29 protein-coding genes and 1 pseudogene are annotated in these 26,546 nt (G+C 62.1%); 5 read left to right on the forward strand and 25 right to left on the reverse strand.

Annotated features, from left to right (window positions below; all coding sequences use genetic code 11):
- Nucleotides 1-560 precede the first annotated feature (560 nt).
- The 5 genes from NLN62_RS06900 to NLN62_RS06915 form a co-directional block, all read right to left on the reverse strand.
- Nucleotides 561-968, reverse strand: coding sequence for a hypothetical protein (locus tag NLN62_RS06900; RefSeq protein WP_254108129.1), 408 nt, complete (start codon nucleotides 966-968; stop codon nucleotides 561-563).
- A 76-nt stretch (nucleotides 969-1,044) separates the two neighbouring features.
- Nucleotides 1,045-1,305 (reverse strand): hypothetical protein, encoded by a 261-nt coding sequence (locus NLN62_RS06905; RefSeq protein WP_254108130.1) that lies wholly within the window; start codon nucleotides 1,303-1,305, stop codon nucleotides 1,045-1,047.
- Nucleotides 1,298-1,423, reverse strand: coding sequence for a hypothetical protein (locus NLN62_RS52915; RefSeq protein WP_256575894.1), 126 nt, complete (start codon nucleotides 1,421-1,423; stop codon nucleotides 1,298-1,300). The genes NLN62_RS06905 and NLN62_RS52915 overlap by 8 nt, the downstream gene beginning before the upstream one ends.
- Before the next feature lie 595 nt (nucleotides 1,424-2,018).
- Entirely contained in the window at nucleotides 2,019-2,177 is a 159-nt protein-coding gene (locus NLN62_RS06910; protein WP_254108131.1) for a hypothetical protein, read from the reverse strand.
- Between the two features lie 231 nt (nucleotides 2,178-2,408).
- Complete coding sequence (locus NLN62_RS06915) at nucleotides 2,409-2,819, reverse strand: hypothetical protein (RefSeq protein WP_254108132.1); 411 nt, start codon at nucleotides 2,817-2,819, stop codon at nucleotides 2,409-2,411.
- A gap of 220 nt (nucleotides 2,820-3,039) precedes the next feature.
- On the opposite strand from NLN62_RS06915, the gene galE reads away from it, so the two are divergent.
- The gene (galE, locus tag NLN62_RS06920; protein WP_254108133.1) at nucleotides 3,040-4,035 is read left to right on the forward strand and encodes a UDP-glucose 4-epimerase GalE; all 996 of its coding nucleotides are present in this window, start codon (nucleotides 3,040-3,042) and stop codon (nucleotides 4,033-4,035) included.
- A gap of 287 nt (nucleotides 4,036-4,322) precedes the next feature.
- On the forward strand, nucleotides 4,323-4,496 hold the full coding sequence (locus NLN62_RS06925; protein WP_254108134.1) for a hypothetical protein: 174 nt from the start codon (nucleotides 4,323-4,325) through the stop codon (nucleotides 4,494-4,496).
- Nucleotides 4,497-4,891: 395 nt separating this feature from the next.
- Here NLN62_RS06925 and NLN62_RS06930 read toward each other — a convergent pair whose 3' ends face one another.
- Nucleotides 4,892-5,464, reverse strand: coding sequence for a transglutaminase-like cysteine peptidase (locus NLN62_RS06930; protein WP_254108135.1), 573 nt, complete (start codon nucleotides 5,462-5,464; stop codon nucleotides 4,892-4,894).
- Between the two features lie 588 nt (nucleotides 5,465-6,052).
- Here NLN62_RS06930 and NLN62_RS06935 point away from each other — a divergent pair.
- Both NLN62_RS06935 and NLN62_RS06940 read left to right on the forward strand, forming a co-directional pair.
- Entirely contained in the window at nucleotides 6,053-7,459 is a 1,407-nt protein-coding gene (locus tag NLN62_RS06935; RefSeq protein WP_254108136.1) for an EAL domain-containing protein, read from the forward strand.
- Nucleotides 7,460-7,589: 130 nt separating this feature from the next.
- Nucleotides 7,590-7,955: a VanZ family protein gene (locus tag NLN62_RS06940; protein ID WP_254108137.1), complete on the forward strand. Its 366-nt coding sequence runs from the start codon at nucleotides 7,590-7,592 to the stop codon at nucleotides 7,953-7,955.
- Between the two features lie 198 nt (nucleotides 7,956-8,153).
- Here the strand turns inward: NLN62_RS06940 and NLN62_RS06945 are convergent, their stop codons facing one another.
- The 14 genes and pseudogenes from NLN62_RS06945 to NLN62_RS07010 all read right to left on the reverse strand — a co-directional run bounded on the left by NLN62_RS06945 (nucleotide 8,154) and on the right by NLN62_RS07010 (nucleotide 19,391).
- A complete protein-coding gene (locus tag NLN62_RS06945; RefSeq protein WP_254108138.1) occupies nucleotides 8,154-8,309 on the reverse strand; it encodes a hypothetical protein in 156 nt (51 codons plus the stop codon).
- Nucleotides 8,310-8,403: 94 nt separating this feature from the next.
- Nucleotides 8,404-8,700, reverse strand: a pseudogene (locus NLN62_RS06950) (CHRD domain-containing protein); the annotation flags it as partial.
- Complete coding sequence (locus NLN62_RS06955; protein WP_254108139.1) at nucleotides 8,699-9,808, reverse strand: IS630 family transposase; 1,110 nt, start codon at nucleotides 9,806-9,808, stop codon at nucleotides 8,699-8,701. The gene NLN62_RS06955 and the pseudogene NLN62_RS06950, both read right to left, overlap by 2 nt.
- Nucleotides 9,760-10,002 (reverse strand): hypothetical protein, encoded by a 243-nt coding sequence (locus tag NLN62_RS06960; RefSeq protein WP_254108140.1) that lies wholly within the window; start codon nucleotides 10,000-10,002, stop codon nucleotides 9,760-9,762. Before NLN62_RS06960 ends, NLN62_RS06955 begins: the two co-directional genes overlap by 49 nt.
- Nucleotides 10,003-10,175: 173 nt before the next feature.
- Nucleotides 10,176-10,457, reverse strand: coding sequence for a hypothetical protein (locus NLN62_RS06965; protein ID WP_371932927.1), 282 nt, complete (start codon nucleotides 10,455-10,457; stop codon nucleotides 10,176-10,178).
- A 349-nt stretch (nucleotides 10,458-10,806) separates the two neighbouring features.
- Nucleotides 10,807-12,330 (reverse strand): sugar ABC transporter ATP-binding protein, encoded by a 1,524-nt coding sequence (locus NLN62_RS06970; protein WP_254108142.1) that lies wholly within the window; start codon nucleotides 12,328-12,330, stop codon nucleotides 10,807-10,809.
- Nucleotides 12,327-13,445, reverse strand: a complete 1,119-nt coding sequence (locus NLN62_RS06975; RefSeq protein ID WP_254108143.1) for an SMP-30/gluconolactonase/LRE family protein — start codon at nucleotides 13,443-13,445, stop codon at nucleotides 12,327-12,329. Before NLN62_RS06975 ends, NLN62_RS06970 begins: the two co-directional genes overlap by 4 nt.
- A gap of 4 nt (nucleotides 13,446-13,449) precedes the next feature.
- On the reverse strand, nucleotides 13,450-15,597 hold the full coding sequence (locus NLN62_RS06980) for an SMP-30/gluconolactonase/LRE family protein (RefSeq protein ID WP_254108144.1): 2,148 nt from the start codon (nucleotides 15,595-15,597) through the stop codon (nucleotides 13,450-13,452).
- A gap of 57 nt (nucleotides 15,598-15,654) precedes the next feature.
- Entirely contained in the window at nucleotides 15,655-16,677 is a 1,023-nt protein-coding gene (locus NLN62_RS06985; RefSeq protein ID WP_027524893.1) for a sugar ABC transporter substrate-binding protein, read from the reverse strand.
- A 62-nt stretch (nucleotides 16,678-16,739) separates the two neighbouring features.
- The gene (locus tag NLN62_RS06990; RefSeq protein WP_254108145.1) at nucleotides 16,740-17,765 is read right to left on the reverse strand and encodes an ABC transporter permease; all 1,026 of its coding nucleotides are present in this window, start codon (nucleotides 17,763-17,765) and stop codon (nucleotides 16,740-16,742) included.
- Between the two features lie 270 nt (nucleotides 17,766-18,035).
- Nucleotides 18,036-18,491 carry a hypothetical protein gene (locus NLN62_RS06995; protein WP_254108146.1) on the reverse strand — a complete coding sequence of 152 codons (456 nt, stop codon included), beginning with the start codon at nucleotides 18,489-18,491 and terminating at the stop codon, nucleotides 18,036-18,038.
- A 218-nt stretch (nucleotides 18,492-18,709) separates the two neighbouring features.
- A complete protein-coding gene (locus tag NLN62_RS07000) occupies nucleotides 18,710-18,928 on the reverse strand; it encodes a response regulator transcription factor (protein WP_254108147.1) in 219 nt (72 codons plus the stop codon).
- Nucleotides 18,929-18,987: 59 nt separating this feature from the next.
- Entirely contained in the window at nucleotides 18,988-19,242 is a 255-nt protein-coding gene (locus NLN62_RS07005; protein ID WP_254108148.1) for a hypothetical protein, read from the reverse strand.
- Nucleotides 19,239-19,391: a hypothetical protein gene (locus tag NLN62_RS07010; RefSeq protein WP_254108149.1), complete on the reverse strand. Its 153-nt coding sequence runs from the start codon at nucleotides 19,389-19,391 to the stop codon at nucleotides 19,239-19,241. The genes NLN62_RS07005 and NLN62_RS07010 overlap by 4 nt, the downstream gene beginning before the upstream one ends.
- A gap of 254 nt (nucleotides 19,392-19,645) precedes the next feature.
- Between NLN62_RS07010 and NLN62_RS07015 the strand changes: the two genes are divergently transcribed.
- On the forward strand, nucleotides 19,646-20,689 hold the full coding sequence (locus NLN62_RS07015; protein ID WP_254108150.1) for an AraC family transcriptional regulator: 1,044 nt from the start codon (nucleotides 19,646-19,648) through the stop codon (nucleotides 20,687-20,689).
- Here NLN62_RS07015 and NLN62_RS07020 read toward each other — a convergent pair.
- From NLN62_RS07020 to NLN62_RS07040, 5 genes are all read right to left on the reverse strand, one after another.
- The gene (locus NLN62_RS07020; RefSeq protein WP_254108151.1) at nucleotides 20,632-22,863 is read right to left on the reverse strand and encodes an adenylate/guanylate cyclase domain-containing protein; all 2,232 of its coding nucleotides are present in this window, start codon (nucleotides 22,861-22,863) and stop codon (nucleotides 20,632-20,634) included. The two genes, NLN62_RS07015 and NLN62_RS07020, sit on opposite strands and share 58 nt — an antisense overlap.
- Nucleotides 22,791-23,807 (reverse strand): transporter, encoded by a 1,017-nt coding sequence (locus tag NLN62_RS07025; RefSeq protein WP_254108152.1) that lies wholly within the window; start codon nucleotides 23,805-23,807, stop codon nucleotides 22,791-22,793. The genes NLN62_RS07020 and NLN62_RS07025 overlap by 73 nt, the downstream gene beginning before the upstream one ends.
- Before the next feature lie 61 nt (nucleotides 23,808-23,868).
- Nucleotides 23,869-25,296: a DUF1254 domain-containing protein gene (locus NLN62_RS07030; protein WP_254108153.1), complete on the reverse strand. Its 1,428-nt coding sequence runs from the start codon at nucleotides 25,294-25,296 to the stop codon at nucleotides 23,869-23,871.
- 11 nt (nucleotides 25,297-25,307) lie between these two features.
- Nucleotides 25,308-26,249 (reverse strand): HlyD family secretion protein, encoded by a 942-nt coding sequence (locus NLN62_RS07035; protein ID WP_254108154.1) that lies wholly within the window; start codon nucleotides 26,247-26,249, stop codon nucleotides 25,308-25,310.
- On the reverse strand, nucleotides 26,249-26,488 hold the full coding sequence (locus NLN62_RS07040; protein ID WP_254108155.1) for a DUF3302 domain-containing protein: 240 nt from the start codon (nucleotides 26,486-26,488) through the stop codon (nucleotides 26,249-26,251). The genes NLN62_RS07035 and NLN62_RS07040 overlap by 1 nt, the downstream gene beginning before the upstream one ends.
- Nucleotides 26,489-26,546: the final 58 nt, after the last annotated feature.

Raw genomic sequence — 26,546 nt, forward strand, 5'->3', positions numbered from 1 at the left:
TGATCGCTGATGCACATGCCGTCGGTCCACGGCGCGCTCAGCGAGCGCGCGCGATTGCGGCCTCCGAGGTACGACCGTGTCCGAAGCAACTCCCGACCACGGTTCGCGTGACGCCACAAATCATTGGAGACCCGGACGCAAGACACACAACCACTCTGCGCCGATGCGGATTCTTTGCGGATACCGAATCCGAGGCACTCTGAAGGTGTCCTTGAGTACTGAACAGCCTCGGTCGATACTGCCGTAGCTAATCATTTACCGGCCGAACGGCAGCTCGCGGCGAGGTCCGGCGAGACCATAAGCTGTTTGGCTGGCTTGAGATATCAATGCACAGCTTTCGGGTGCGGCTGCTCGAGCGCACTGTGACGGCGACTTGGTCTTGAGTTAGACGCGCACGTTAGCCTCACACAGTTTGAGGCAAAGCAAATGTTAGCAATTCAATTCGTATTGTGCGTGTTGGTCATAGCTGCGGCAATAATCTTGGCTGACTATCTGTTTCTAAGATACCTTCTGGCCCGGTGGAGTGACGAAACGTGAGTTCGTGCGACTAACGAGCTGGTCTATCCACCCCTATATTCTGGAAACCGGCTCAGCATCGCGGCTTTCAAAAACTTGAAATGCGCAATCGAGGAGCTGAGCTCCTTGAGCCGGCGCTGGCCGTTCTGGATTTCCTTGTCGAACAGATCCTGATGGTAGTTGTCCAGCGCCTCGCGCTCGAGGTACTCGTCATCGCCATTGCCGATGGTCACTGCGGCCCGCGCCAGCACGTCCTCGACGCGGCGGTTCAGGCCCTCCTGCTCGCGCTCGGCCGCCTGCAAGGCGCTCTCAATGGCGTCCATGATGGCTTCGATGCGGGTCCGGTCGGTCTCGGCGTCGCGCTCGGGTGAACGCGCGCGGAAGACCTGCTCGCCGCCCAGACGACCTCTCAGGAAACTATGGGTCCGAGCCCGCAAGAACAGCTGGAACATGCGCGCATTTTTCCGGTTTGAAGAGCCAGAGCAGAAAATGGGTCCGCCATGGTTAATAAAGGCTAAAGCTTTCGCCCTACTCTGCCCGGCTTTGCGCCATCCAGGCCTTCCAGGCGCCCTCGTGCTTGGCGTAGAGCTCCAGCCAGCGCTCTTCGCCGTCGGCCACCCACAGGCCATTTAGATCATACGGGGCCTGCCTGCCCTCCCGATGGAGGGCCGCCTGCCCGTCCAGTCGCTCGAATTCGAACGTCTCCTCATGCGTCAGGCCGATCAAAACGCGTCGCCCCACCTCATCAACGAAATATCGGCGTGGGGCGTTGTTCCTCAGGCTAATCATCGCGAATCCCCTCCTTCGCGATCCAAGGACCGGTCAACGCGCCCAGACGTCGACCATAGGCGCTGACGAAAAGGGGAGCACCCACCAGGGGCACGACCAGAGCAATCAGCCAGATCATCAGAGAAGACCCTAGTCAACGCAACACGAACGGCAATCATTTGCTTGCAAAATCCGTGCGCAGCCTAGCTACCGAGTGCCAACCGAACAATGGCCAGCGCGATTTAACCTAACCAGATATGGTTACCCCCGACGGTCACTACCTTTGCCTGCCGCTCGCCCGGAAGCGGATGGCACCGAACGGCCCAAGCTGCGCACGTCGCTAACGTGCTGTCGCGATCGGCGCACCCAGATCCCGCCCTAGTTGTAGTCTCTCAAAACGCTCGTCGCGCTCGGGCGAGCTGCGCGGCCGACCGCGAGCTGGAGGGACCATAGGCGGCGTAAAGCCGCTGGCGTTCATGGCGCTTGTGAGACCGCCGCGCGCGCGTTGCATATCCAAGAGCGAAACCAGCGAAGAAGATCGAGAGCAGCATCAGGACGGGCGCCATCGTAATCTTTCCATTTGCGGAACGTTTCGATCTCCCCGTTTGTCCTGTTCATTGGCGTCATTCTCATCGTCCAGTTGTGACGACATCATGATGAACGACGCTGAATTTCTTGCCATGCCCGAAAATTTTTGGGCAGCACTCTGCTCGCGAAGTAAACTTCGATTCTCCTCAACCAAGGAACCAGAGGACCAACTTCACCAAGAGCAGCATAATGAAATAGATCCAGCCTGCCATCGCAATCAGCGTCACGCCGAAAAATGCGCCTTCGAATGCCCGCTCTCTGATCTTTGCAAGCGGCAATGCCGTTAGACCTCTCTGCAGCATCATCTCGTATTCGGGTTGTTGCTTGTGCAAGACATAGCAGAACGAATTCGACGATCGCGTGACGCGAGTTGTCTCACACAACGAAACGTGATTTCCGGAGCTGCCAGCAATGCGCGGTACGTGCGACGTTCGATCTGATTTGTAGCGGGAACTAAATCGATGCGCATCGGTTGTCGCGATCCGACCGCACACAAGCCGACCGAAGAACTCATGCGCGAGAACTCACACGCGCATCTAGCGCGGTGCGATCGGGACGAGTTCAGGCGTGTCGCCATCCGGGCCAGACCTGCCGCGGAAGACGAAGAGCCCTTTATCTGTTGACACGACATCCCCCGGTCGAAGCGTATCGTCGTTGAGCACGCGCTGGGTCGCGATTTTTTCGGGCGGATCGGGCGGGATCGCCGCTCGCAGCGGTGCCTGCAGCTTCCAGTCCAATCGCGCCTGATCCGCCCGCTTGCGCGCCTCGGAAATGCGGCGCTTCCAATCCTCGCGGGACATTAGACTGTCCGGCCCTAGGGCACTCTCGGTATTTATCGCATCCGCCGATGTGGACGCGTCCGATGTTGATGCTCCCGCCGATGCTGGCACATCGCCTGCGAAACACTCTCCGCCGCTGGCGAGCATCACCAGCACGAGCATGATCATGCCACAATGAGTTCGTCTTTGCGTCATCGATCACGGCCCGCTGTCCGGTACATGCAATCATCTAGCCGGTTATCCATCCAACGTCACTAGGCTGAAATGACGCGCATGTGTCAAACCCGCGAAGATTAAGGCTAATGGACAGGACCGATTTGACCAGCCTGGTCAATGCACACTATCAATGGCCCGAACCAAGTAATTCCTCCCCTGCCGCGGAGACGAAATGACTAACCGACCGACTGTCCTCGTTACAGGAGGCGCCGGCTATATCGGCTCGCACGCCTGCCGCGCGCTCGTTGCAGCCGGTTATCAACCCGTCGTCTACGACAATCTCTCCACTGGCCATCGCGGCTTTGTATCTAGCCCGCTCATCACCGGTAACCTCCTGGACGACGCAACGCTTGCGAGGGCCTTCGCCGATCAGACTATTTCGGCCGTGATGCATTTTGCGGCCGCGAGCCTGGTCGGCGAGTCCGTCACTGACCCGCAGAAATACTACATCAACAACTTGCAGGCCACGCTGTCGCTGCTGAAAGCCATGCGCCATGCCGGCTGCCATCGCATCGTGTTCTCCTCGACCGGCGCGGTCTACGGCAATGCCGATAGCAAGGCGCTGCCGGAGAATTTCGCCTGCGCACCGATCAACCCCTACGGCGCATCGAAATTGATGATCGAGCGCATGCTCGCGGACTATCGCGCAGCGTATGGCTTCGGCGCGTTCTGCCTGCGCTATTTCAATGCCAGCGGGGCTGATCCTGCCGGCGGCATCGGTGAGCTGCGCGACAACGAGACGCATCTCATCCCGCGCGCCATGATGGCGCTACAGGGACATGTCGGCGACTTCGCCGTCTTCGGCGACGACTACGACACGCCGGACGGCACCGCGATCCGCGACTATATCCACGTCAGTGATCTTGCGGCCGCGCATGTCGCTGCGCTGAAACTGCTGCTCGAGGGACACAGCGGCGGCAGTTTCAATCTCGGCACTGGCGCAGGCTTCTCGGTGCGCGAGATCCTCTCGGCGATCAGGCAGGAGACCGGGCGAGAGGTCCCCCACGTCGTCAAACCACCGCGGCCGGGCGACCCGACCTATCTTGTCGCCGATCCATCCGCAGCTCGCAAAGTTCTGGGCTTTGAGCCACGCCATTCCGATTTGCCCACGATCATTCGTACCGCCTGGGCCTGGCACCAGACGGCCCATCCGTTGAAGCAGAAGTGACCTGGGGCGATTACGATCTGCGGGGCCGCAACGAGGACATCAGCGCACACGGATCAACTTCAGTTAGCGAAACTCCCGTGGTTGTACGGAGCCATAAGCGCTGATTTCGTCGCGGTAAGGTTGAGCGGTTAGCTTAATCCGCGGTCTTTGTTGCGCATTTTCGCCAATTGCCTATCCCTCTTACGCACCGGGCTTCCCCAAGGCCCGGCCCCACCCAAGCAAAGCCGTCGAGCGAACATGGGGTCGCTTGGCGGCTTTGTCGTTGTGTTAAGAGGATCGTTGTCGTCATGCCGCGCAAGCCATGGTCGTTCAAGGAAGACCGCCGGTTAATGGAGCTAGCCAAGTCTTCAGTGTCACTGGAAGAGGCCGCCAAGCAGCTGGGCCGGTCGCCTGATGCGATCAAGCGCATGGCATTGCGGCTTGGTCTGTCGCTCAAGCGGAAGAGCGACAGGAAGGGCTAGGCCGGAAACGGCAAACTCTCTGGCAAGACAATTGACCAGCTGGCATGAACGCGAGAGCTAGAGAACCATCAACCTTCGCTGCAGCCATGGCCAGCACGCCCACATGGTCTGTTCGGCAAACTCACCGGAGAGCATGAGCGCGCGCAGCTCGCCCGGGCTGACGGAGACGCCCGGCTCCTGGAAAGTAACGGAGTTTGCGATGAGTTCGGTCGTCTTCGCCGGCTAGCCAACATCAAGACGCCATCAGGAAAAAGGATTGCGAGGCCATCCGCGCTAAGGCGGCGAGTGGAACTAGTCCCCTGCAATACTGAACTTGCAGCGGTCTATTGTGGCGAGGCTTGGACTCATTAACGCGCGGCTGGCCCTGGCCTGCGGTAAAGATTCGGTCCAGATACTTATTCCCCACGGTCGACGATTGTGGTCCACAGCCGAGGCTGGCTCGGCATCTGAATTCGAACCCAGCGATAGGGCACACGCGCCCACGGCTTGATCACCGGCGTCAGATTGTCGAGCACCAGATCGCCTCTGCGGGTGCGCACGACGAGAATGAGGTGATGCTTTCCCCAACCGGTCACGACCTCGCTCAGCAGCAACGCGCCTGAGGGCCAACCTCGATTGAGCAGTTCGTGGCGCTTGGTTACTGCGTAATCATTGCAATCCCCATGATCCGGATTGATCAACCAGGCTTCGACGCCCGAGCCTAATTCTGCGCTGTCCGGAATTATGCTGCGGTTCACGGTCTGATTGATCTGTTTGAGAAGGGTCCAGCGTTCCGCGGTCAGCCGAACCAAACCTCCGCGAAAGAGCGGCGGTGAACGACATTCGTCAGCATAGCGCAGACAAAACATCGTGTAGGCCATCGGCGGCAGCGTTGGCGTCTCGAACCGGATGTGCTGCAAGGTTGCCCCCTGCGGTTCCATCGGCATGTCCGGCCCCCCCGCGTTGACGGGCCCAAGCCCGGCGATCATCCCCGCAATCGCCAGCGGAACCTTTGCAAAAAAGGGCGCATGCTATTACTCCCCACTATGGTTGGAATACCTGCGCCGCGCCTCCACTTCAAAATCGTTAAAGTTGTATTTCTTGCCATACACAACTATGAGCAATTTGAAATTGCATATGTCATGGCAACACTTTTAACGGCAATCGGTTCCTGAAGGTGCCTTATGCCGATTTTCAGATATGGGGATGGTGTGAACCTACCGCCCTCCGAACCTGGCCCTTCGCGACATCTCGCGCTACCGCGGGAACTCAGGCGCTAACGGGGCAAGCGGACGTAGATAAAGCCGACAGTGGTCGGGGTCACGGCCGCCAGGTATGTGGATACACAGCCTAGCTAGCCATTGCGGTGGCGGGGTGGTCGGGTGTGGGTTCCTATTAGGCTTAAACACATGGATGCCGAGCTCAGACCATGGCACTCGGGCGCCCTGCTTTGATCGGTAATTAACATCACCTTCGACCGTCGTCGCGCGTGGCGTTGCACGTGCCTGTGAAACCTTATCTTAGCGCCTCGGCGGGTAGAATTCAGGTCATCCTCTCTTAACCACCTCGCCGACCGGATGAAACCAGCGCGGCCGCCCGTCTCCCTCATTGCGCTCGTGCTCGCAAGCACGCTGCTCTTTGGTCTGGCGGGCCACCTTGTCGCGACGAGCTTCATCCGCCATCAGCAGGCGCGCCGGCTCGACGAATTGACCGAGGTGGTGCTGCGCCGTTCCGAGTTCGCGATTGACTTTGCCGCTGCGAGCCTTGACGAGCTCGCGGGCCGCGGACTTGCCGATTGCAGCCCCGCGTCGCTCCAGGCGATCCGTCTCCACGTCTACCAGCGTTCCGCGGTCAAGGACGTCCGCCTCGTCAATGCCGACGGCTCGGTGATCTGTTCGGCCTATTCGGAGACGCTGGAATTCGACAAGGGCTGGGTCGACCGCACCGACATGCTGGGGTCACGCGATGCGGGATTGCTCCTGTTCCGCGTCGAGCAGTTCGGCGGTGACGCGCTCGGCGTGCTCCGCGACATCGACCGCAGGAAGGGGCTGGTCGCGATCCTCGGTGTCAATTCGAGCCTGTTCGACATCATGCCGGCCGAACTGCGCGCGCATAGCGAGGTGCTGCTCGCGCTGAGCAATGGCGAGAAGTTAGGCGAGTTCATGCTCGACGCCGACAAGGCACTGCGCGAGACCACCGATTCCGACAAGAGCTCGGCGCGATATCCGCTTCGCACCACCATTCGCGTCGAGCGCGCGGTGCTGTCGACGTGGAATTCGGAAGGCTATTGGCCGGCGATGGCGCTCGCTCTCGCGCTCGGCATCCTGCTGTCGCGGACCCGGCGCATGGAAGGCCCGGTCGCGGATCTTGACAGCGCGCTCGCGCGCGGCGAGTTCAAGCCGTATTTCCAGCCGATCTTCGCGCTGCGCACGGGCCGGATCATCGGCTGCGAGATCCTGGCGCGCTGGCTGCGCGAGGACGGCTCAGTGGTCCCGCCCATGAATTTCATCCCGCTGGCCGAATCCAGCGGGCGCATCCAGGGCATGACCTGGCAGATCCTGGAGAGCGCGCTTGCCGATCTGCAGCCGCACCTGAAGGTACGCGAGCTGCGCGACTACGGATTCCGTGTCGCCATCGACGACGTCGGCGTCGGCCACAGCGGCCTGTCGCGGCTAAAGGGATTGGGCGCCAACACCATCAAGATCGACAAGTTCTTCGTCGACACTATCACGGTGGATGCGTCGACCACGACGATCGTCGAGATGCTGGTCGAGCTTGCGCGCGAGCTGCACATGACGGTGGTCGCCGAAGGCATCGAGACCGAGGAGCAGGTCCGCGCGCTGATCTCCTGCGGCGTCGAGGAAGGCCAGGGCTATCTGGTTGCGGCGCCATTGCCGTTCGCCAGGTTCATGGCGCTTCTGGACGCACGGCGCCGGGAAACCGGGTCGGATGACACAACCACTGAGACGCCTCTCGTCGCCTAGCCGCGCGCGGCGAACCACGGTCAACCATGTCCACGAAAGGGCAGCCACGTTCCCGCCCTAGGGAGTACGACATCTTAACGATACCGGCAGCTTTTCCGGAGCCTTGTCTTGCGTTGCTCTATGGTAGGGCATGACCCGGAACAAGCTCATTGCAGCAACGGGCATTTGCCTCGCGCTGATCATCTACGCCACTCTTGCTGCGCTGACAGGGCGGCCGGTGCTGATCGGCCATGCCGAAGCCTATTGGGTCGTCGTGATCGAACGCTTTAGCGCCTATGGCCTCTTGGGCTTCCTGCTGGCCTTCCTGCTGCCCGGGCGCTTCACCCAGGCCTGCCTGCTCGTGGTCGGCGTCGCCATTTCGCTCGAACTCCTGCAAGCGCTACGGCCCGACCGGGATGCGGCATTCTTCGACGTCATCCAGAAGGTGGCCGGCGGCGTCGTCGGGGTCAGCATCGCGCAGACCGTTTTGGCGTTCTTGCCCCGGCCGCGCTCCTGATCCGGCACTTTCGCGCCTGGCGAAGGCGGCATCGGCAACAGAGCCGGTCGGCAGCAGACTTTGGTCGGTAACAGACTTGCCGAATGACGCCTTGCCCGCCTATTGTCCCGCGGACAATCGAGGAGAGACGTCACCCATGATCAGAATTGTAATTGCGCTTGTGGCAGCTTCGCTGATCGCCGGTGGAAGCGCGTGGGCTCAGACCACCTCGTCGAACGGAATCCGCAGCGGATATGGCGCTCCGGCGGGTTCGCCCACGTCGACGACGCCTACGACGTCAACTTCGACCACTTCGTCAGGCACACGCAATGTGGGAACCGGCCAGGGCCGCACCGAGGGAGCGATGGGCCTCACCCCACAACTCCAGAAGGAACTCGGAATTCGCCGCCAGCAATAGGCAGGAGCCGTAACGGCCGGAGTCTGGCGGCCTTCGCAGAGCGCTAAACGGTTACTTCGCCATCTGCCCGCGGAGCTCGCCCCCCGGATTCGCCGCGGTGTGGATGTTGGCGTACCACTTGCCTGCCAGAAGATCCGCGGCCTGTGCGTCAGAGAGCGTGGCTTTGTCCTGGATCGGGCTCTGGGCCAACTTGAAGGGCAACGCGATGCCGGCGTTCTTGCCAGGCTCGCTCGGGCCATGGAAATGCGCGCCAACCGCGGGCCCGGTCAGACCTGAATAGGTGACCGCATAGGTCAGGACCTTGCTGTCGGTATCGAAGGTCGCCTCGGCCTTGCCGGAGCCGGGACTAGTCACGTGAATCTAAAGTCTGCTGAGCTTTGTGACAGAAGCGTTTGACAGAAGCCAAGATCTGGTCTGCGGACTTGGTCCATTTGAAGGGCTTCGGGTTGTTGTTGTGCAGTTCGATGAAGGTACGGATGTCGGCCTCGAGCTGCCTGACGGAGGTGTGGACACCTCGCTGGATTTGCTTTCTGGTGAGCTCAGCGAACCAGCGCTCAATCTGATTGATCCATGACGCAGAAGTCGGCGTGAAGTGAACATGATAGTGCGGCCGGCGAGCAAGCCACGCTTTGATCTTGGGCGTCTTGTGGGTGGCGTAGTTGTCCATGACGATATGGACAGCGAGCCCCTCAGGGATTTGAGCGTCGACCTCTTTGAGGAACTTTAAGAACTCGACCGCCCGATGGCGCTTGTAGCATTTGCCAATGACAAACCCGGAAGCGACATCGAGCGCGGCAAAAAGCGTGGTCGTACCGTGCCGCACGTAGCTGTGCGTGCGACGTTCCGGTACGCCAGGCATCATCGGCAAGACCGGTTGCTCGCGATCGAGTGCTTGTATCTGACTCTTTTCATCAACGCTGAGGACAACGGCTCGGTTCGGTGGGGACAGGTAAAGCCCGACAATATCGCGCACCTTGTCGACGAATAGCGGATCGCTCGACAGCTTGAATGTCTGGCTGCGGTGCGGCTGCAAGCCGAACGCCGTCCACATTCGGCGGATCGTGGTGTGAGAAAAGCCAGTTTCCGCAGCCATCGAGCGGATCGACCAGTGCGTCGCATCGGGCGGCGTTGTACGCAATGTCCGCTCGATTACCTCAGCAACCTGATCGTCGTTGATGGTTCGAGGGCGGCCAGGGCGGGCTTCGTCAAGCAGGCCATCACAGCGATCCTTCAAGAATCGGCGGCGCCACTTGCCAACGGTGTGTTCATGGATGCCAAGTTCGGCAGCCACTGACTTGCTTGGCAAGCCATCTGCACACCGTAGGATCGCGCGGCACCGCTCAGATAGCGACCGGGCCACACGATGACGACGAACCTGCCTTTCCAAATATGCTCGCTCTTGCGGACTCAGCACCAACGACTCGATTGGCCGGCCTCTAACACCTGCATTCGCCACAAGCGCTCTCCTCTGCAGAGATTCGAGCCATCATATAATGTGACGAACTTTCGTTCCAGATGACTAGAATTCGGCGGCACCTCGTTGCTGCCCTTGAGCTCGGCCGTCAGCTTGATCACCTCGGCACTGGCCGTCGTGCCCAAGACTGTCGCACCCAACAGTATTGCACCCGCCAGACGCGCGGCTTTCTTCATGACATCCTCCCCAACCTCCAGGTCGTATTGCCGGTGTTCAACCAGAACGGGTCGAAGCGCGGCAAAGGGAAATTCCGGCAGCAGATTTATGCCTGATTCGAAGGCATCATGTCCGTTTGACGCGGAGTCGATCCTGTCATCCTTCGGGATGGGTTTCGACCGTGGAGGACGCCTCAAGCCACCCCGCGCCTGTCGCCCTCTTCGCACGTAAGAAGCTCGGCCATCTGCCGATGGGTATGGCGCAAGGCCTCGATCGCACCGTCGAGATCGAAATCCGACTTGCGAATGCTGGCGAAGAATCTGGCCGTCAGCGCGAGATTAAGCTTAACGCGCGTCGCGCCGTCGCTGCTCTTGCGGCGAGGAAGCGACAGATGTCGCACCGTGAGCCTGGCTTCCGCCGCGCTGCAATTGCAGAGCGTCGCGAGTTCATCATACGTCATCCAGACCTGGGGCATGTTCCTGACCGCCGGTTGCGAGAGCCGCAACCTAGGGCGCATTCGTAAAAGCGAGGTTCGTGATCGCCCGCCGCGAACGCCGGAGACGGCCGGATCACTCGAAAGGGTTAAGTGATCTACCCCAAATGGAACTGCGAGGCCGATGACAGATGCGGGCTAGGATCATCGGCAACTTCCGTGGATCAGGTGGCCATCATGGATTTCTTTCGTGGCCTTATGATCGCCATGCCCATCAGCCTCGAATTGTGGGTGCTGATTGTCGTCTTGGCCTATCTTGCGTTCCAATCGTTGGCACCAGCCGGTGACGTACCGGCTGTGAGGTCTTGACGCGGCCCTGTCGTCACGCACCTCAATGCACCGCCGCGTAGAGGATCTTGTCCTGCGTTGCCTCCGCCGCGTCGAACTCGGCGACGATGCGCCCGGTGCGGGCGACCAGGATGCGGTCCGAGACCGCGAGCACCTCCGGCAGGTACGAGGAGATCACGACCACCGCCTTGCCCTCGTCGGCAAGCCGCCGGATTTCCGCGTGAATATGCGGGATGGTGCCGACGTCGACACCGCGCGTCGGCTCGTCGAAGATGATGATCGAGGGATCCTGCACCAGCGTCTTGGCCAGCACCACCTTCTGCTGGTTGCCGCCGGACAGCTCGATGATCTTTGCCTTGCGCTGCAGCGCGCTGATCTTGAGACGCTCGACCCAATAGTTGGCAAGCTTGCCGCGCCTTGCGCGCGACAAGAGGAAGCTGAAACCCTTCTTGGTGGCGAGCTTGCCGAGATAGACATTGTCGTCGACCACCATGGTCTCGAAGAAACCGTTGGCCTTGCGGTCCTCGGTAATGTAGGCGATGCCGTCGTTGATCGCCTGCCGCGGCACGCGGTAGCGGATCGGCTTTCCGCGCAGGCGAATGGTGCCGCCATTGATCAGATTTCGCTTGAGCGCGCCGTAGATGACTTTTGCGATCTCGGTGCGGCCCGAACCGATCAGGCCGGCGATACCGACCACCTCGCCGGCATAGACGGAGAACGACATGTTCTTGACCGCCATGCCCATGGTGACGTTCTCGACCGTCAGCACCTTTTCGCGGCGCTGGTGGGTCTTCTCCTTGCGGCCATAGACGGCCTGCGCCACCTCGCGGCCGACCATGTGCTGCACCAGGCTGTCGCGCGTGAGCTGTTTTGCCGGCGCGGTGATCACCAGCCTGCCGTCGCGCAGCACCGTGATGCGGTCCGCGATCTGGAGCGATTCTTCCAGCGCGTGCGAGATGTAGATGATCGAGACGCCGCGGGCGCGCAGATCGCGCACCAGATGAAAGAAGTGCACGATCTCTTCCGGCGTGAGGGATGCGGTCGGCTCGTCGAAGATGATGATCCGTGCCTTGTTGTAGATCGCGCGCGCGATCTCGACCATCTGCTTCTTGGCGGTGCCGAGCATCGCCACGGGCGTTGCGGGATCGACGTGGAAGTTGAGCGATTGCAGGAGTTGCTGGGCCTGGATGTTCAGCGTGCGGAAGCGCGTCAGGAGCTTTTCGTTGCCGAGTTCGATGTTCTGCGCCGCCGTCATGGTCGGCACCAGACTCGTCTCCTGATAGACCATGCAGATGCCGGCGTTCAGCGCATCGCGCGGCTGCTCGAAATTGGCGGGCTTGCCGTCGAGCCGGAACTCGCCCGAGGTGAGCCCAATCGCACCAGCAATCGCCTTGCACAGCGTCGATTTGCCGGCGCCGTTCTCGCCGACCAGCGCATGCACTTCCCCGGGATAGAGGTTGAAGTTGACGCCTTCGATGGCGTGCACGCCGCCATAAATCTTGCTGCCGCCGATGATCTCGAGCACAGGCTCGGCCGCGCCGTTGGGGAGATTTGCGCCGTCGCTCATCTGAGCTCTCCCGAATGGAGCAGAAGACAGCCGGTGCCGCGTGCGGCGATCACCACGCCCTGGCGTACCTTGCAGGCGGCCGTGACGCCGTGGAAGCGGCCGCCAGCGCGACTGTGCAAGCTGTCGGCGGCTTCGCCCTCGGCGTCGAGATGCACGAGCAATCCGTAGGAGCGCGGCGGCGCCCATGGTTTCTGGATGCCGAGCGCCTTGACGCCGCCGATCTGCATCGGCTCCAGGCAGTCGGCGCCGCCGGCAAGCGACGGCGCGATCCAGTAGTTCTCCGGCATCGTGCGCACCATCTCCTCGCGGAAATCGTCCTCCTTCAGCACGAACTCGATGAGATGCGTGCGCCGCGCGAACAAGCCGAGGAAGAAGCCCCGATTGCCGTCAGGATGCAGTCTTGCAGGATAGCCCGGCAGATTGCCGGCGATGACCTCGCCCTGCCCAAGGCCATTGGCGGTCAGCGGGAAGCGGCTGAGACGATGGGCCCAGCCTTCGGTCAGCCACAGGCTGCCACCATCCGCCGAGACTGTAACGCCGTAGGGATACGGCAGATCGCGCAACAGTACGGACGCGTTCGCGAGGTCCGGTCCGCAGACGATCAGCCGGCCATTGCTCCGCTTCTCCATCAGATCGCGTCGCCACTGATCCGGCGTGCAGCCGGTCGACCCCTCGACCGCGAAGATGCGCCCGTCCGGCGCCGCCGTGACCGACAGCAGACCTGAGAGACCGCGGAGGTCGACGGTCTCCAGCCAGCGCGCGCTGGGGTTGGCCGGATCGATCGCGGCGAGGCCACGCCCGGCGACGCAAACCAGCAGCCGCCCGTCCGGGTGGATCGCGAGCCCACCCGCCTCGCCCTCGAACTCGGCAACCAGCGTCCGTGTCGATAGATCATCGCCCGAGAGCTTCAGGACCCGCTTGCCACCAGACACATAGATCGCGCCGTCCGCCGCGACGACGTCGTCGACGCCGGGCAAGGGTTCGCCGATCACCGTGCAGCCATCGAGCCAGTCGTTCGGGCTGAACGCGCCGTCGAGCGGCGGGATCGCGTTCTGGCCGCCATCGCGATCGACGACGCTGCGGATGTCGCGCAGGAGATGATCGAAGAACCCCATCGCCCTACCTCGCCACCCTGCTCTTGTCGCCCCAATAGGCGTCATAGCCGGTCCAGCTCTCGTCGACGCCATCGAGCTTGATGCGGCCGATGCGGTTGTTCTCGAGCCCCCCGAGATAGAGATAGCCCTTGTGCTCGCGCATCGAGGTCAGCGTCGAATGCGAGATGCCGGTCGGATCCCACCAGGATTCCAGCGCCTCACCCTGCTCGTTGAACTTCAGCACGCAGCCATGGTTCAGCGCCGGCGCGAGCCACTCGTCGGCAGGGACCTGCTTGACCATGCGCAGCCGGAAGCCAGGCTTGCGCACGGAGAGATCGAAGGTCGGCGTCCGGATACCGACCAGCGCCAGCCAGTAGGTGCCGTCGGAGGCGCGATTGATGTTGTCGGGGTTGCCCGGCAGCTCGTCGATCAGGACTTCGGTCTTGCTCTTCTTCGGTCCTTCGATCCAGTAGCGGAAGACCTTGCAGAGCGAGGTGCTCGCGATCAGCACAGACTTGCCGTCATGCGAGACGCAAACGCCATTCGGGAAATAGAAGTGGTTGATGATCGTGCGCGTCGTCCTGGTCGCGGGATCGTAGCAGACCACGCGGCCGTTGGGCCGTGCTTCGAGGATGTCGAGCGTGTTGGTCGTCATCTCGTAGCGCGTGGTGCAGTCGCTGAAATAGATCTTGCCGTCGGGCGCGATGTCGAGATCATCGGCCATGCGCAGGCGGGAGTCGTCGTTGAGCTTGTACCAGGTGCGGTTGGTCTCGTCGGTGACCTTGAACACGCGCTGGTCTGGCGCGATGCCGTAGACGCCCATGCCTGCCACCGCGACGATCAGATTTTCGTCGCGGTCGAACTGCATGCCGAGCGGCCGGCCGCCGATATGGGCGAACACCTCGCGCGTCTCGAAATTCTCACCCGAGAAGCGGATCACATTGCCGTCGCGGGTCGAGCCGTAGACCCGGCCCTGGCGGTCGAGGATGACGTCTTCCGGCCCCTCGACCTGGTCGAGCCCGATCGCCTGCGCACGGATCAGCCGATCGTTCTGGGCATAGGGCGAGGCCGCGCCCGGCTGCACCGAGGGCGCCGGCGCCAACGCCACATAGGCTGGGTTCACGTAGATCTTCTGGATCGCCTTGCCGCGGTTCTTCGACCATTTGACATCGATGCCGACGGCAGCGAGCAGGATCATGCCGGTCACCGCCGAGGTGACGTAGCCGGGGATGCCCATCCGCACGAGGCCGTTGATCAGGAGGAAGATGATCAACGCCCCGATCATCGCCCGCCACACCGTGCCCTTGCCGCCGGCGAGCGAGATGCCGCCGAGCACGACAGCGGTCAGAGCCTGGAATTCCCAGCCAACGCCGGTCGTGGAATCCGTGCTGGCCTGCCGTGCGGCATAAAAGATGCCGCTCGCCGCGCACAGCGCGCCCGACAGCACGTAGGTCAGGAACAGCATCAGCCGGACGCGGATGCCGGCGTGCCGCGCGGCCTTGCGGCTCGCGCCGATCGCCGTCAGATGCCAGCCATAGCGCGAGCGGGACAGGAAGATGTGACAGACGAGCAGCACGACGAACAGCGTCGCCGCATTGACGGGAATGCCGAGCACGCTGCCGGTGCCGATGAAGTCCCAGGCATCGCTGTCGACGGAATTGGTAGCGAACACCTGGGCGTAGCCGGTGTTGAGCAGGTTGACCGAGGCGCGCAGGATGATCAGCGTCACCAGCGTGGTCAGGAACGGCCGCGTCTTCAGAAAGCCGATCAGGAAACCGTTGATGCTGCCGAGCGCGGCGCCGACGGCAAGCGTCGCCACAACGACGAGGCCGACCGGCCATTCCATCACCAAGAGGAAGAACAGCGCGGCGAAATTGCAGAGGGCGAAGATCGCGCCGACCGACAGGTCGATGCCGCCGCTGATCAGGCAAAATCCCATCGCGAGCGCCACGAAGCCGAACTCGGCGAACAGCCGGAGCAGCGACAACGTGTTCTGCACCGATGCGTAATCCGGGATCGTGAGCGCGAAATAGAGCCACAGGCCGATCATCACCGTGAACGGCACGACCGGCTCGAACCATTGCTTCAGCAAGAGTTCGGACAGCAGCAGGCGGGGTGAGAACCGCCGCGCCGACATTGTAAGGGACTCTGCAAACGCTTCGATCGTCGACATGATCCTGGCACTCCCAAGCAGCCGGCGTGCAGCAGTGCACGCCGGCCAACGTTCAGATCAGCTCTTCTTGGGAAGTGCGAAGCAGTTAGCGCCGGAAGCATTGGTCTTATCGAGCCAGACCGGCCGCGTGTAGAACTCGAGGTTGCGCGTGCCGGGCTTATCGCCGAGCATCAGCAGCGTCTCGGCGGCGAACATCAGGTCGTGGCCCTGCTCTGTCGCCTTGTAGCTGAGGAATTTGTAGAAATTGCCGGAGTTGACCTGATCGCAGTCGAGCGAGGAGCCCTCGCCGGAGGCGAACACCTTGACGTCGTCGATCTTGCCGGCATTGCGGATCGCTTGCGCGGCTCCGGATTCCATGATGCCCCAGAAGCCGATTGAGGCGCAGAGGTCCGGATGCTGCTGGATCACCGTGGCGGTGATGTTCAGCGCGGTGTTGGCGTCCCAGTTTGCGGCCTGGTTCGAGACCACCTTGATGTTGGTATCCTTGTTCAGGACCTCCATGATGCCGCCGACCTGGTCGACGCTGGCCGCCGCCGTCAGCTCACCCTGCACGATCTGCACCTTGCCGGACTTGCCGGACCCGGTGCCGCAGGCCTTGACCACTTCGGTCGCAAGCATCTTGCCGATCTCGCGCCAGTCGGCACCGACGAAGGCACCGGACTTGTAGTTCGAGGACATGTTGATCTGGATGACATGCGTGCCCTGGCTCTCGGCGCGCTTCAGATCCTTCATCAGCAGCGTGACGCTCGGGTTCTGCACGATAAGCACGTCGGGCTTCTGGTCGACCAGCGCGGTCAGGGCCTGCTGCATCGCCGACGGGTTGTTGTTGGGATCGCGGACGATGAACTTCATGCCGCGCCACTCGGCTTCTTCCTGCACAACCCGGCCCCATTCATCGGAGAGGGGAACGCCGAGTGCGATCGGCAGGTATGCAACCGTCTTCCCTTGCAGCGACTTGTCGTAGGACGCGCGAAGCTCACGCGCGGTTTTGGTGCCACCCTCCTCCTGTGCAGCTGCCAGCATCGGCAGCGCAACAAGGGCCGCACCTGCCGCCGCGATCGTCCAGAACTTCCTATTCATGGAATCCTCCTCATCCTGTTTGTTGATTATCGAAACGGGATGCCGTTGACCGGCACTCCTCGTCAGTCACCTTGCCGTGCCGTCTCCTCGTCCCGCGGATGCAGGAAGTTGTCGAGCACGATGGCAGCGAGCAGCACCACGCCCTTGATGATGTTCTGCACCTCGCTGTTGACGTCCATGATGGTGAAGGCGTTGAGCAACGTGCCGATCAGGACGCAGCCGACCACGACGGAGAACACGCTGCCACGCCCACCGATCAGGCTGACGCCGCCGATGACGACGACCAGCACGACGTCGAAGATCATGGTGCCCTGCGTGATCGCCATCTGCATGCTGCCTGTCGTGCCGACCCATACGAGGCCGGCAAGCCAGGCGAGGAAGGCGACCAGCGCATATTCGAGGACGATCAGCGGCCGCAACGGAATGCCGGTCAGCCGCGCCGCTTCAGGGTTGTCGCCCTGCGCATAGATGAAACGGCCGATCGAGGTGCGCGACAGGAACAGGTGCATCGCGATCGCGGAGACGGCGAACACCAGGATCGGCACGGGAATGCCGAACAACCGTCCGGCGCCAGCGAACATCAGTCCCGGCGCGTCCTTCGGCGCATAGACCACCCAGGCCGGCGCGAGCCAGAACGCGAGCCCGTAGATGACGAAGCCCGCGGCAAGCGTCACGAACAACGGCGGCGCCTCCACGAACGCAACCATGACGCCGTTGATCACACCGATCAGGAGCGCGATCACAAGCGCCAACAGGACAGCGGCCTCGACCGGCATGCCGCGCTGCATTTCGATCAGCCCGATTGCCCAGCTGCCCGCCAGAGTCGCGACTTCGCTGAGATCGATGCCGCGGCTGATCACGATCAGCCCCATGCCGAGCCCAAGCACGCCGAGGATGGAAATGCTTCGCAACAGATTGAGCAGGTTGGAAATGGTCGCAAAGCCGTTCAGCGTGAAGCCAAACACGATCAGCAGCACGATCGTGATCAGGAGGACGATCTGCTCCTGGTTGGGCCTGGCGATATTGAAGGCGATGCGAGGGGTGGTGGCCGGTACAGCAACACTGCGCGATGCCAGAGGCCACCGCATTTGTTTCCTCCCACTCTTATTTTGGTTGCGAGTGTAGGAGCGGCAACCAGTATTCGTCAAATATATTTCTCAAATGCGAGCAGATCACGCTCTCGCGATCATCGCATCGTCGATGATCAGCGTTTGATACTTAGTTTGATTTGACGCGATGAAAATCCCTCTTCGCGGCGAGCAAAATCCGAAGTGGCGATTGTCACAACCAAAAGATGAGGATTTCCATGAAGCGGCATATTGCACGACGCAACAATCTCGTTGCCGCGAAAAGCGGCATCAGGTCAGCGGACTCTTTGACGGCCCGGGCACGCGTGGCGGACGCGGGCGCGAACGGCTGTCCATCGCTTTCGGCAGCTTGTCCGGCTTGAGCTTGACGACCGCGCATTTGGCGTCCGTCGCCGGCACCTCGTTCTGGCTGTAGATCAGCGTCGCCTCGAACAGCACTTCGGGCGCCTCGTTGGCGTGTCCGGAACAGGTCGCCATCGCGCCCGTGCAGATGCCGGACAAATTGACCTCGACCTCGTCGGGACCGAACACCGTCGGCATGCCGTCGGTATGGCGGCGGGTGGTCAGCACCGCGGTGAAGCGATCCTGATCGACCTGGTAGGATCCGCCATAGGTAAAGAAGCTGTCGCTGCCCGATATCCGGCCCTGCGCGAGGTCCACGATCCCGGTCCCCTGGCCACCATGCGAGGTCCTGAACCATGCAGCGTATTTGCCGTCTTTCAGCATGGAAAACACCCGCAATAAACGTCGCGCGTATTTGCTACCAAGTCTAGGGCGCGACAATGGCGGATCGCGCGGCCGTCCCGCGACGGTTAACGCTTCCGAAAGCAAATCAAATAAATTGCAGTCATCGCGGCCACGAGGGGCGCCCGAGAGGCGCCGCCAGGAACGACCGCCTCTCCATCCTCGGCTCTTGACCTCGGGTGACCAACAGCTTTCACATGTCAGTCCTGCACAGCGATTTGCGCGGGCTTCTCGTTACGTATGACCATGGCGATAAGCGCGGCTCGTTTGTCGATTTGCAGTTTCTGGAAGATATTGTGCAGATGGACCTTGACGGTGCCATCAGACGTCTCGAGCCGCCTCCCGATCGCCTTGTTGGATAATCCTTCAGACACCAGGTGCGCAATTTGTAGCTCACGTTTGGTGAGAAACTTCAGCACTGCAATTCCTCAGAGATTCTCGGCAGCGGCAACGGCTGCGCGGCCCACCGAACGAAACGTCAGCGTCTTGATCGCCGCACCGGTCGATCAAGCAACTGTCCAGCACCCACGGGAGACCGTTTCATGTCTTCCGGCAACTCGCCGCAAGACAGCCAGTGATGCAGCAGCGGCGAGATCGGCACCTGCATGCTATTCGAGCATCGGTGGTTTTCGCACCACTGCCGACCGGCCACGACCGTGCCTTGCATATTGATGTCCGGCGTGCGGATAAGTTGACCGCCGCATCGTGCGCAACGGATCTTCGCCTGGCTCATGTGGCCTCCTGCTCCAGAACCCGCTGCACGGCGTCCAGGCCGAGGACGACAAGCGCGCCATACACATGGTCGGCGCCACTGTCCGGCGCGGCGGCCAGAGCTGGCGAGGCCGCAGCAGCAATGGCAGGCACAACCGACGGGCGTTCCATAGTTCCAGGCTCCTTTTCATTCTGACGAGATCTGGTTTGGATCGCCCGCTCTCGATCTCCTCGCCGGTCAGATCGTCGAGCGGCAAGGGCTGCTCGACGTCGTTGCGGTCCATCGTGATGCTGTGCAGGCCGTCGCGCAGCGCCTCGGCGGCGTTTCGTCGTTTCGCCGAAGGTGCTCCAATCCGCCGAGTTCCATGTACGTTGCGGTCCGGCGCACCGCTTGTTATTTTCCGCCAAAGAGTTGGTTGCGAAGGATGCAGCGAAGCTCAACGCGAGGCTTGATCAAGCAGCTGTCGGGCCTGCCGACGGTGCAGGGGGGATTGTCGCGACTAGCCGCCGATCGCATGCGCAGGGCGGGTGTCAAATTGGAGCCGCTGTTGTCGCGCGTCGGGCTGACCATCGATGAGATCGATGATCCCGAACGACGTATCAACGCCCCTAACCAGATCGCTTTTCTTGAAGCCGCCGCCAAAGCGCTCAACGATGATCTCCTTGGCTTTGGCCTCGCCGAAGAGTTCGACCTTCGAGATCTCGGATTGCTGTATTACGTCATGGCATCTTCCGACACGCTCGGAGATGCGCTGAAGCGCGCCTCCCGCTACAGCCGCATCACCAATGAGGCCGTCGTGCTCCAGTATCAGGAGGCGCGCGAACCCAAACTGCGCCTGGTCTATTCGGGAATTCCACGCCACGCCGACCTGCAGCAGATTGAATTCTGCATCGTCGCAGTGGTTCGCGTATCTCGCGCGTTGAGTGGCCGCAAGTTCGTTCCCAAACACGTATCCATCAGCCACATCCGTCCACGAGGCTCCGCGAAGTTTGCCAGGGCTCTCGGGAAAGGCGTCGAATTCGGCAGCGAGGTCGATGAGATCGATTTCCCGGCCGGCTCGGCGGAGTGGACACTGGTCAATGCCGACGCGCGACTCAACAAAATCCTGCTCAAGACCTGCGAAGAGAGCCTGATTTCCCGCACGCGCAACGCCGGCAGGTTCCGCACCACCGTCGAGAATACGATCTCTCCCTTGCTTCCGCACGGCCAAGCCAAGGCGAGTGTTGTCGCCAGGAAGCTCGGGATGAGCGAGCGGACGCTGGTGCGGAGGCTTGCCGAGGACGGCGTGACCTTTACCGAGATCCTGCAGCAACTCAAGGCGAGCTTGGCCGTCCGCTATTTGGATGAAGATGGCATGTCGATTTCGAGGATCGCTTGGCTTCTCGGTTTCGAGGAGGTGAGCTCCTTCAGTCACGCCTGCCGACGGTGGACGGGCAAGTCACCCCGGGAGCTTCGGCTTTCGGGCTGATGATCCATTGTCGATTCGCTGGCGGCGGAGAGCCGGCGGACGTGGAATTGCGCAACGCCGTCGCCCGGATATTGCCGGAGAAACGCGGCGATGTCGGCCACGGCCGTTGGCCGGTCCTCTTCCAGAAGCCGGTCGATGTCATCCCAGCGCTGGCAGAAGGCAAATTCCGCGGCGACGTCGCCTGTCCGCTCGCATCTGAGCTCGAAGATCGTCACGGCCTGCGCAAATCCCTTCGGCCTGATCCGGTCCACCTTGCGAAACACGAAATCAGGCTCCGCGCGCTCCTTGACGGCCTCGCTGACCAGCATTTGCGTGCCGTAGCTCTTGTTGAGCTGCTCCAGCCGCGCCGCAAGATTGATGGTGGCGCCGAGCGCGGTGTAGTTCATGCGATCCGACGAGCCGATATTGCCGACCACCGCATCTCCGGTGTGCAGGCCGAAGCGGGTCTCGTAAGGCGGCCATCCTTCAGCTGCGAAAGTCTCGTTCAACTCCGCGCTGCGGTCGACGCAGGCAAGAGCGGACCGGCAGGCATGCCTCACGTGGTCTGGATCATCCGCAGGCGCATTCCAGAACGCCATCACGGCGTCGCCGATGAACTTGTCGATGGTGCCGTGGTGATCCATGATGATCGACGACAGCGCCGCGAAATAACGCGAGGTATAGATCATCACGCGCGAGGGGTCGGCGCGTTCGGTCTTCGCGGTGAAATCGGCAACGTCCGTGAACATCACGGTGATCTCACGCCGCGTCCCGCCGAGGCTGAGCGACGATCCGGACTGGATCAATTGCCGCACGATCTGCCGTGGGATGAAGCTCGCGAAGCTGCGCACGACGCTGCGCATGGTGAATACCGAGCGGCCGAGCTCTTCGATCTCGGCGATGACCGAGTGAACGCGCGGGCGCTCGGCGATCTCGAAGCGCTGGATCTCGTCGGTCTCGCGCGCGAGCTTGCGCAGGGGCCGCGCCATCAGAGACCCCAGCCAGAACGCAAACGGCAGAGTGGCACCGACGAAGGCGATCGCCAGCGCGAACAGCGCCCGCCGCTCGGCGATGATCCGTGAGAAGAACTCGTCGGGCGGCGCCATCACGGCGAGCCTGACGTCGGCCTCGCCGGTGGTCTTGATCGGATGAAACGCCACGGCGTAGGTCCGCCCACCTGGCCCCGCGAAGAACTGCTGCGCCGGCGCGCCGCCGCGCCATGCGTGAACCGCCGCGACGAGGCCGGGAAGCCCGATCGCGTCCAGCGCCGGCAGATCGTTGCCGGGCCCGGACCTGTCCTTCATCAGCCGACGCATGTCGGGATGGCCGACGATCCGGCCCACGTCATTGAAGAGGAAGGTCAATCCGGATTCCCCGAGCCGCTGCTCTGCCAGCATCTCCTCGAAGCGGTTGAGCAGCACGTCTGCAGCAATGACGCCGGCCCTGCCCTGCCTGAGCGGCATGCGCAGCGTATAGCCGGGCTCACCGGTCGCGTAGAAGATGTAGGGCCCCGTGAGGAGCGTCTGGTTATTTCCCAAGCCCTCGACGTACCAGGGCCGCAGCCGCGGATCGTAGTCGGCCGGTCCCGCACGTTCGGCCACCGCGACCAGCGCTTCGGAGAGAAAGGTCGTTCGCGACGGCGCACCGGGTGCGATCACGACGAGCCGGAATGCCGCGCTGTCGTCGACAGCGAGGCTCTCCCTGAAGGCTGGCTGCGCGCGGTCGATGACGTCCATCTCGAGGAACGATCCGTCATCATAGCCGACATAGAGATTGAAGAGCTGCGGATTGTTGCGCAGCATGGACGCCAGCACGGCGTAGAGCCGCGGATTGTCCGCGATGCCTGCTGCCTGGATCGAGGGCAACCCTGCCAGAACCCCGAGATTGTCCCGTACCGTCTTGAACTTCTCGTCGATGTGATCGGCGCTGAGCTGGGCCGCCTTCTCAATGAAGCTGCTTGCCGCGGCCCGGGTGATCGCGGTAACGCGCGCAAAACTCAAATAGACCAGCGTGAGGCCGACGATCAGCACCACCGCGACGAACACGGCGATGATCGAGGCCCGGAAGCCGATCCGGAACGGGCGGGCGGACTGGTCTGCGAAAAACTTCGTGGCGCCCTCCCCTAATACTTGCGCACGATCGGCTTCGGCGCCGCTGGCTCTGGCGGCGCCGGCGACACCGCAAAGGTAACCCACGCCGTCCAGGTGTTGGGGCGGTTCTCAACGTCGAGGTCTTTGTAACCTCTGACGTTCAGATAGCCCTGATAACCTTCAGATAGCGGAATGATGAATCCAATCTGCGGGCCGAGGCCGATCGCCCGCCCTCTGAAGCCGCCGAGCTTCGCGCCCGGACCGCTGTCGTCGGTGAGCTGCTGGAAGAAGTAACCCGCCACGCCGATTTGCACGTTCTTGCTGACGAACTGCGAGGCCGCCCACTCGACGTGGAAGTCGATGCCGTTCTGGTACTGAAGGAACGGATTCATGAAGCTGTAGGTGAGCCCGCCGACGACCGAGAACTCGTGCCCGGTCTTCAGGTCGAGATAGGTGTAGCCGGCGCCCGCATCGACAGCCGGAAAGCCGAAGCTCAAATTGGCCAGGCGGTTGGGATCGTAAGTGCCGCTCGGGATATTGCCGGTGACGTAGAACATCTCATTGTGGACACCTTGATTCCATTTCAAGCTCCCCTGATAGAACACGTCGGTCAGCGTCGTGCGATTGTCGCTCGCAGTCCCCGAGATGGTATTTCCCCTCGGCCCGGTCAGCGTAGCGTCAATGCCGACGCCGACATTTCCGGGCGCCGTGAGCACCGTGAAGGCGGCCTGTCCCCCGAGCACGGACATCGGCGAGGTGTAAGTGACGCCCTGCACGAGTGCGTCGGCATGGGCATTGATGCCGGCGACGACCGAGCCGCGCACGCCGTTGCTGGTGACGAAGTTTTGCCCCGCCCCGGCATTGCCCTGGAGATGGAGATAGATCGTCGAGTAGGCCCACCCCGGCACCGTGGGCACAGCGGCTAGGCTGCCAAAGATGCCGGGAAGCCAGAAGCTGACGCCGCCGGAGTCGGCCAGAGTAGGCTGAGCCGCGAAGCCGCTCGCTGCGAGCGCTGCCGCGAGTGCAGCCTGTCGGATTTGTACCGCCATATCGTGTTTCCCCATTTTGTCATTGCATTCACCCAACCTGTCCAAATGACTGCGCGGCCCACTACTTCGTGGCACCTCCGATTGTGGTGATGACCCGCTCGACGTCGGGTAGCTTCCAGCTATGGTCGAACAGCGGCTTCTCGGGCCCGTAGAGGCGGAACAGCAGCTCGAATTTTCGAGCCGGGTCGGTGGGCACCCAGTTGGCTTCCTTGCCGTCCGGCGCTTTCGGGCCGAAATAGACGTCGATGGAGCCGTCGGCGTTCTTCTGGATGCCGGGGCTGATCGAGGCTCGGCTGGCGCTCGGCGTGTTGCGCACCAGCGCGTGCGTCTCGCGGTCGTAGACCGTCGTCGACCAGTATTGCTTGACCGGCGCATTCGCCGGCACGGTCAGGCGGTAGGTCGTCGCGCCGTCGAAATCCTGGCCATCCTTGTCCTTTGCGACCATGAGATAAAACTGCGCGGTGCCGAGCCGTTTGATGCCGGTAAAGCCGAGCGTGTAGGTGACGCCGCGCGCGTCGATCGGATAGCTGTCGGGATCAGCGTAGCCCCCTTGCGCCGCCTTTACCATCTCGGGCATCGCCGCCGGGAACCAGCGGATGCCGGGATTAATCACGGGAAAACCAGCATCGTATCGCTGCGACAGCAGCGCGTGCGCTTCATGCGCAGCATCGTCCAGGATCGCGGCGTTCTTCTGATCGGGATTGAACGGCTTGCCCTTCTCGATGCCGATCGACCTTAGCTGATCGATCATCGCACGGTCGCGGTCGAGCCAAGGCTCGTTCTGCACGACGCGATCGAGGCTACGATAGAAGCGCGCATCGTAGGGAATCGTGGAATCGAACAGGATATCGTAAGCGTCGGTGAAATTGGTCGGCGGCGGGTTTTGCGCCTGCGCGAGCGGATAAATCTTCACCTGCTTGCCATAGGCGACCGACTTCGCGATATCGGCGTCGGCGTGGCTAGCGAGGTTGGAGCGCAGCAGCGCAAAGCCGCTGAAGGTGTCGGATTGAAGCCCGATGTAGCCCGAGGGCACCTCACCCTTGTAACCGGGCGGCAGGATCAGATACTTGCCGCCCTGCCCCTGATCGGCGCCCGCGGGGCCGGCATCCTCCAGCGGCATCTGCCAGGCGGTGACGATGTTGCCTGCGATCGAGCCGCCCTGCGCCGGCGGAATCTCCAGCACGATCGGCCCATCCTTCACGTTCCAGAACGACATGAAGTAGATCGAATCGGGGTTGGGCGTCAGCGTCTGGTTCTTCCAATTCACCGGCCTCGACCAGTAGACGATCTCGTTGACCTTGGCTTTGGTGCTGCCGAGCATTGCCTGGAGCATCAGATCAGTGTTGACCGCGGGCATCGCCCAGATCATCGCCTCGACCGCCCGGCGCTGGATGTTGCGCGCCGCGAGTTCGTCCGGCGACATGCTTTGCGCGTATGCGCTCGTGGTCATCAGTGCGATGCCGACGGCTCCGATGATGGCTCTCATCATGCTGCACTCCCTCAGAACGGATTGACGTAATTCAGGATCGCGACCTGGCGCAGGATAACGCGACGGACCACATGGGTCGGCTTGAGGCGATCCGTGTAGATCGCCGCCGTGCCGGCGCTGCCGGCCGGCAGGCGCGTGGCGAAATCGGCATCGTCGAGCCTGACCCGCACGATGAAGGGCGCGGCCTCGATCGCCTTTGGCACGACGGCCGTGCCCGACGTCTGCGCCTGTCCGGTCGCGATCGCCTGCAGCACACTCTCGACCTTGCCAGGAAAAATCTTCCCGGGTGCAAATTTGAAGGTGGCCTCCACCTCCTGCCCCGGCGCGACATAGCGCGCGTCGATCTGGTTGATCTGGACGCCGATGATGGTGTTGGAGGTGTCGATCAAGGCCATCACCGGCGACAGCGGCAGATTGGCGACGCGCGCGCCCTTGCGCAGCGCGAGATTGGTGACGTAGCCGTCGGTCGGTGCCCGCACGACCGTCTTGTCGAGATTCCACTGCGCGGCCTCGAGCTGGCCTGAGAGCTGATCGACCTCGGACTGGCGCTGCTCGACGTCGAAACCGCGGCCGGCGTCGCGCTCGTAGAGCTGCGTCATCTGGCCGAGGCGCGTCTTGGCGAGCTTGAACTGCGCGTCGATCGCCTTGACCTGCGCCGCGTACGGCGTCGGGTCGATCTTGAACAGAACGTCGCCGGATTTGAGCGGTACGTTAGCGACGACCGGGACATCCGTCACCTCACCCGCCACATCAGGTACGATCGACACCGCATTACGCACAACAAGCGCGTCGCCCTGCGGCGCTCCCCACCCCATCGGGATCAGCAACCCCAACAGCACGAGCCCCATCACGATCGCAGGTGACGCTTTCCAGAACAGGTTGAAGCGTACGATCTTGAAGTGCACCAGCAGGAAGAGCAGCACGAGATAGGTATTGAGGATCGCGATCGCCATCACGCATCTCCCGCCTTGCGCGCCGGCACGTCGACATAGGCCCAGATCAACGCGATCGGCCACAGCGCGAAGCCGAAGAACAGCGTGATCCAGCCGGCGACGGTCACGGCCTGCGCATGAGGATGGTTGCGCGATTTGGCGATGTGCCCTGGCAGCCAGCCGGCGATGCAGACGACGCCGATCGCGCTGGCAAGCAGGATCACCAGCACGATCCAGGCGAAGATGTCATAGCCGCTCATGACGGTCGCCTCGCTTTCATCGGAGCGCCGCCACTATTGGCAATAGTTCCAGAAGCCC

The sequence above is a fragment of the Bradyrhizobium sp. CCGUVB23 genome (assembly GCF_024199885.1).
Classification (GTDB): Bacteria; Pseudomonadota; Alphaproteobacteria; order Rhizobiales; family Xanthobacteraceae; genus Bradyrhizobium.

Excerpts from the sequence above, each read along its gene's own strand:
- NLN62_RS06930 (WP_254108135.1), bottom strand. The coding sequence starts at position 5,464 with ATGATCGCCGGGCTTGGGCCCGTCAACGCGGGGGGGCCGGACATGCCG.
- NLN62_RS06940 (WP_254108137.1), top strand. The coding sequence starts at position 7,590 with ATGACCCGGAACAAGCTCATTGCAGCAACGGGCATTTGCCTCGCGCTG.
- NLN62_RS06910 (WP_254108131.1), bottom strand. The coding sequence starts at position 2,177 with ATGATGCTGCAGAGAGGTCTAACGGCATTGCCGCTTGCAAAGATCAGA.
- NLN62_RS06990 (WP_254108145.1), bottom strand. The coding sequence starts at position 17,765 with ATGCGGTGGCCTCTGGCATCGCGCAGTGTTGCTGTACCGGCCACCACC.
- NLN62_RS06975 (WP_254108143.1), bottom strand. The coding sequence starts at position 13,445 with ATGGGGTTCTTCGATCATCTCCTGCGCGACATCCGCAGCGTCGTCGAT.
- NLN62_RS06900 (WP_254108129.1), bottom strand. The coding sequence starts at position 968 with ATGTTCCAGCTGTTCTTGCGGGCTCGGACCCATAGTTTCCTGAGAGGT.
- NLN62_RS07005 (WP_254108148.1), bottom strand. The coding sequence starts at position 19,242 with ATGAGCCAGGCGAAGATCCGTTGCGCACGATGCGGCGGTCAACTTATC.
- NLN62_RS06915 (WP_254108132.1), bottom strand. The coding sequence starts at position 2,819 with ATGATCATGCTCGTGCTGGTGATGCTCGCCAGCGGCGGAGAGTGTTTC.
- NLN62_RS07035 (WP_254108154.1), bottom strand. The coding sequence starts at position 26,249 with ATGGCGATCGCGATCCTCAATACCTATCTCGTGCTGCTCTTCCTGCTG.
- NLN62_RS06925 (WP_254108134.1), top strand. The coding sequence starts at position 4,323 with ATGCCGCGCAAGCCATGGTCGTTCAAGGAAGACCGCCGGTTAATGGAG.
- NLN62_RS06960 (WP_254108140.1), bottom strand. The coding sequence starts at position 10,002 with ATGAAGAAAGCCGCGCGTCTGGCGGGTGCAATACTGTTGGGTGCGACA.
- NLN62_RS07010 (WP_254108149.1), bottom strand. The coding sequence starts at position 19,391 with ATGGAACGCCCGTCGGTTGTGCCTGCCATTGCTGCTGCGGCCTCGCCA.
- NLN62_RS06980 (WP_254108144.1), bottom strand. The coding sequence starts at position 15,597 with ATGTCGACGATCGAAGCGTTTGCAGAGTCCCTTACAATGTCGGCGCGG.
- NLN62_RS06965 (WP_371932927.1), bottom strand. The coding sequence starts at position 10,457 with ATGCCCCAGGTCTGGATGACGTATGATGAACTCGCGACGCTCTGCAAT.
- NLN62_RS07015 (WP_254108150.1), top strand. The coding sequence starts at position 19,646 with ATGCAGCGAAGCTCAACGCGAGGCTTGATCAAGCAGCTGTCGGGCCTG.
- NLN62_RS06970 (WP_254108142.1), bottom strand. The coding sequence starts at position 12,330 with ATGAGCGACGGCGCAAATCTCCCCAACGGCGCGGCCGAGCCTGTGCTC.
- NLN62_RS06985 (WP_027524893.1), bottom strand. The coding sequence starts at position 16,677 with ATGAATAGGAAGTTCTGGACGATCGCGGCGGCAGGTGCGGCCCTTGTT.
- NLN62_RS06935 (WP_254108136.1), top strand. The coding sequence starts at position 6,053 with ATGAAACCAGCGCGGCCGCCCGTCTCCCTCATTGCGCTCGTGCTCGCA.
- NLN62_RS07025 (WP_254108152.1), bottom strand. The coding sequence starts at position 23,807 with ATGGCGGTACAAATCCGACAGGCTGCACTCGCGGCAGCGCTCGCAGCG.
- NLN62_RS06905 (WP_254108130.1), bottom strand. The coding sequence starts at position 1,305 with ATGATTAGCCTGAGGAACAACGCCCCACGCCGATATTTCGTTGATGAG.
- galE (WP_254108133.1), top strand. The coding sequence starts at position 3,040 with ATGACTAACCGACCGACTGTCCTCGTTACAGGAGGCGCCGGCTATATC.
- NLN62_RS06995 (WP_254108146.1), bottom strand. The coding sequence starts at position 18,491 with ATGCTGAAAGACGGCAAATACGCTGCATGGTTCAGGACCTCGCATGGT.
- NLN62_RS07040 (WP_254108155.1), bottom strand. The coding sequence starts at position 26,488 with ATGAGCGGCTATGACATCTTCGCCTGGATCGTGCTGGTGATCCTGCTT.
- NLN62_RS07030 (WP_254108153.1), bottom strand. The coding sequence starts at position 25,296 with ATGATGAGAGCCATCATCGGAGCCGTCGGCATCGCACTGATGACCACG.
- NLN62_RS52915 (WP_256575894.1), bottom strand. The coding sequence starts at position 1,423 with ATGATCTGGCTGATTGCTCTGGTCGTGCCCCTGGTGGGTGCTCCCCTT.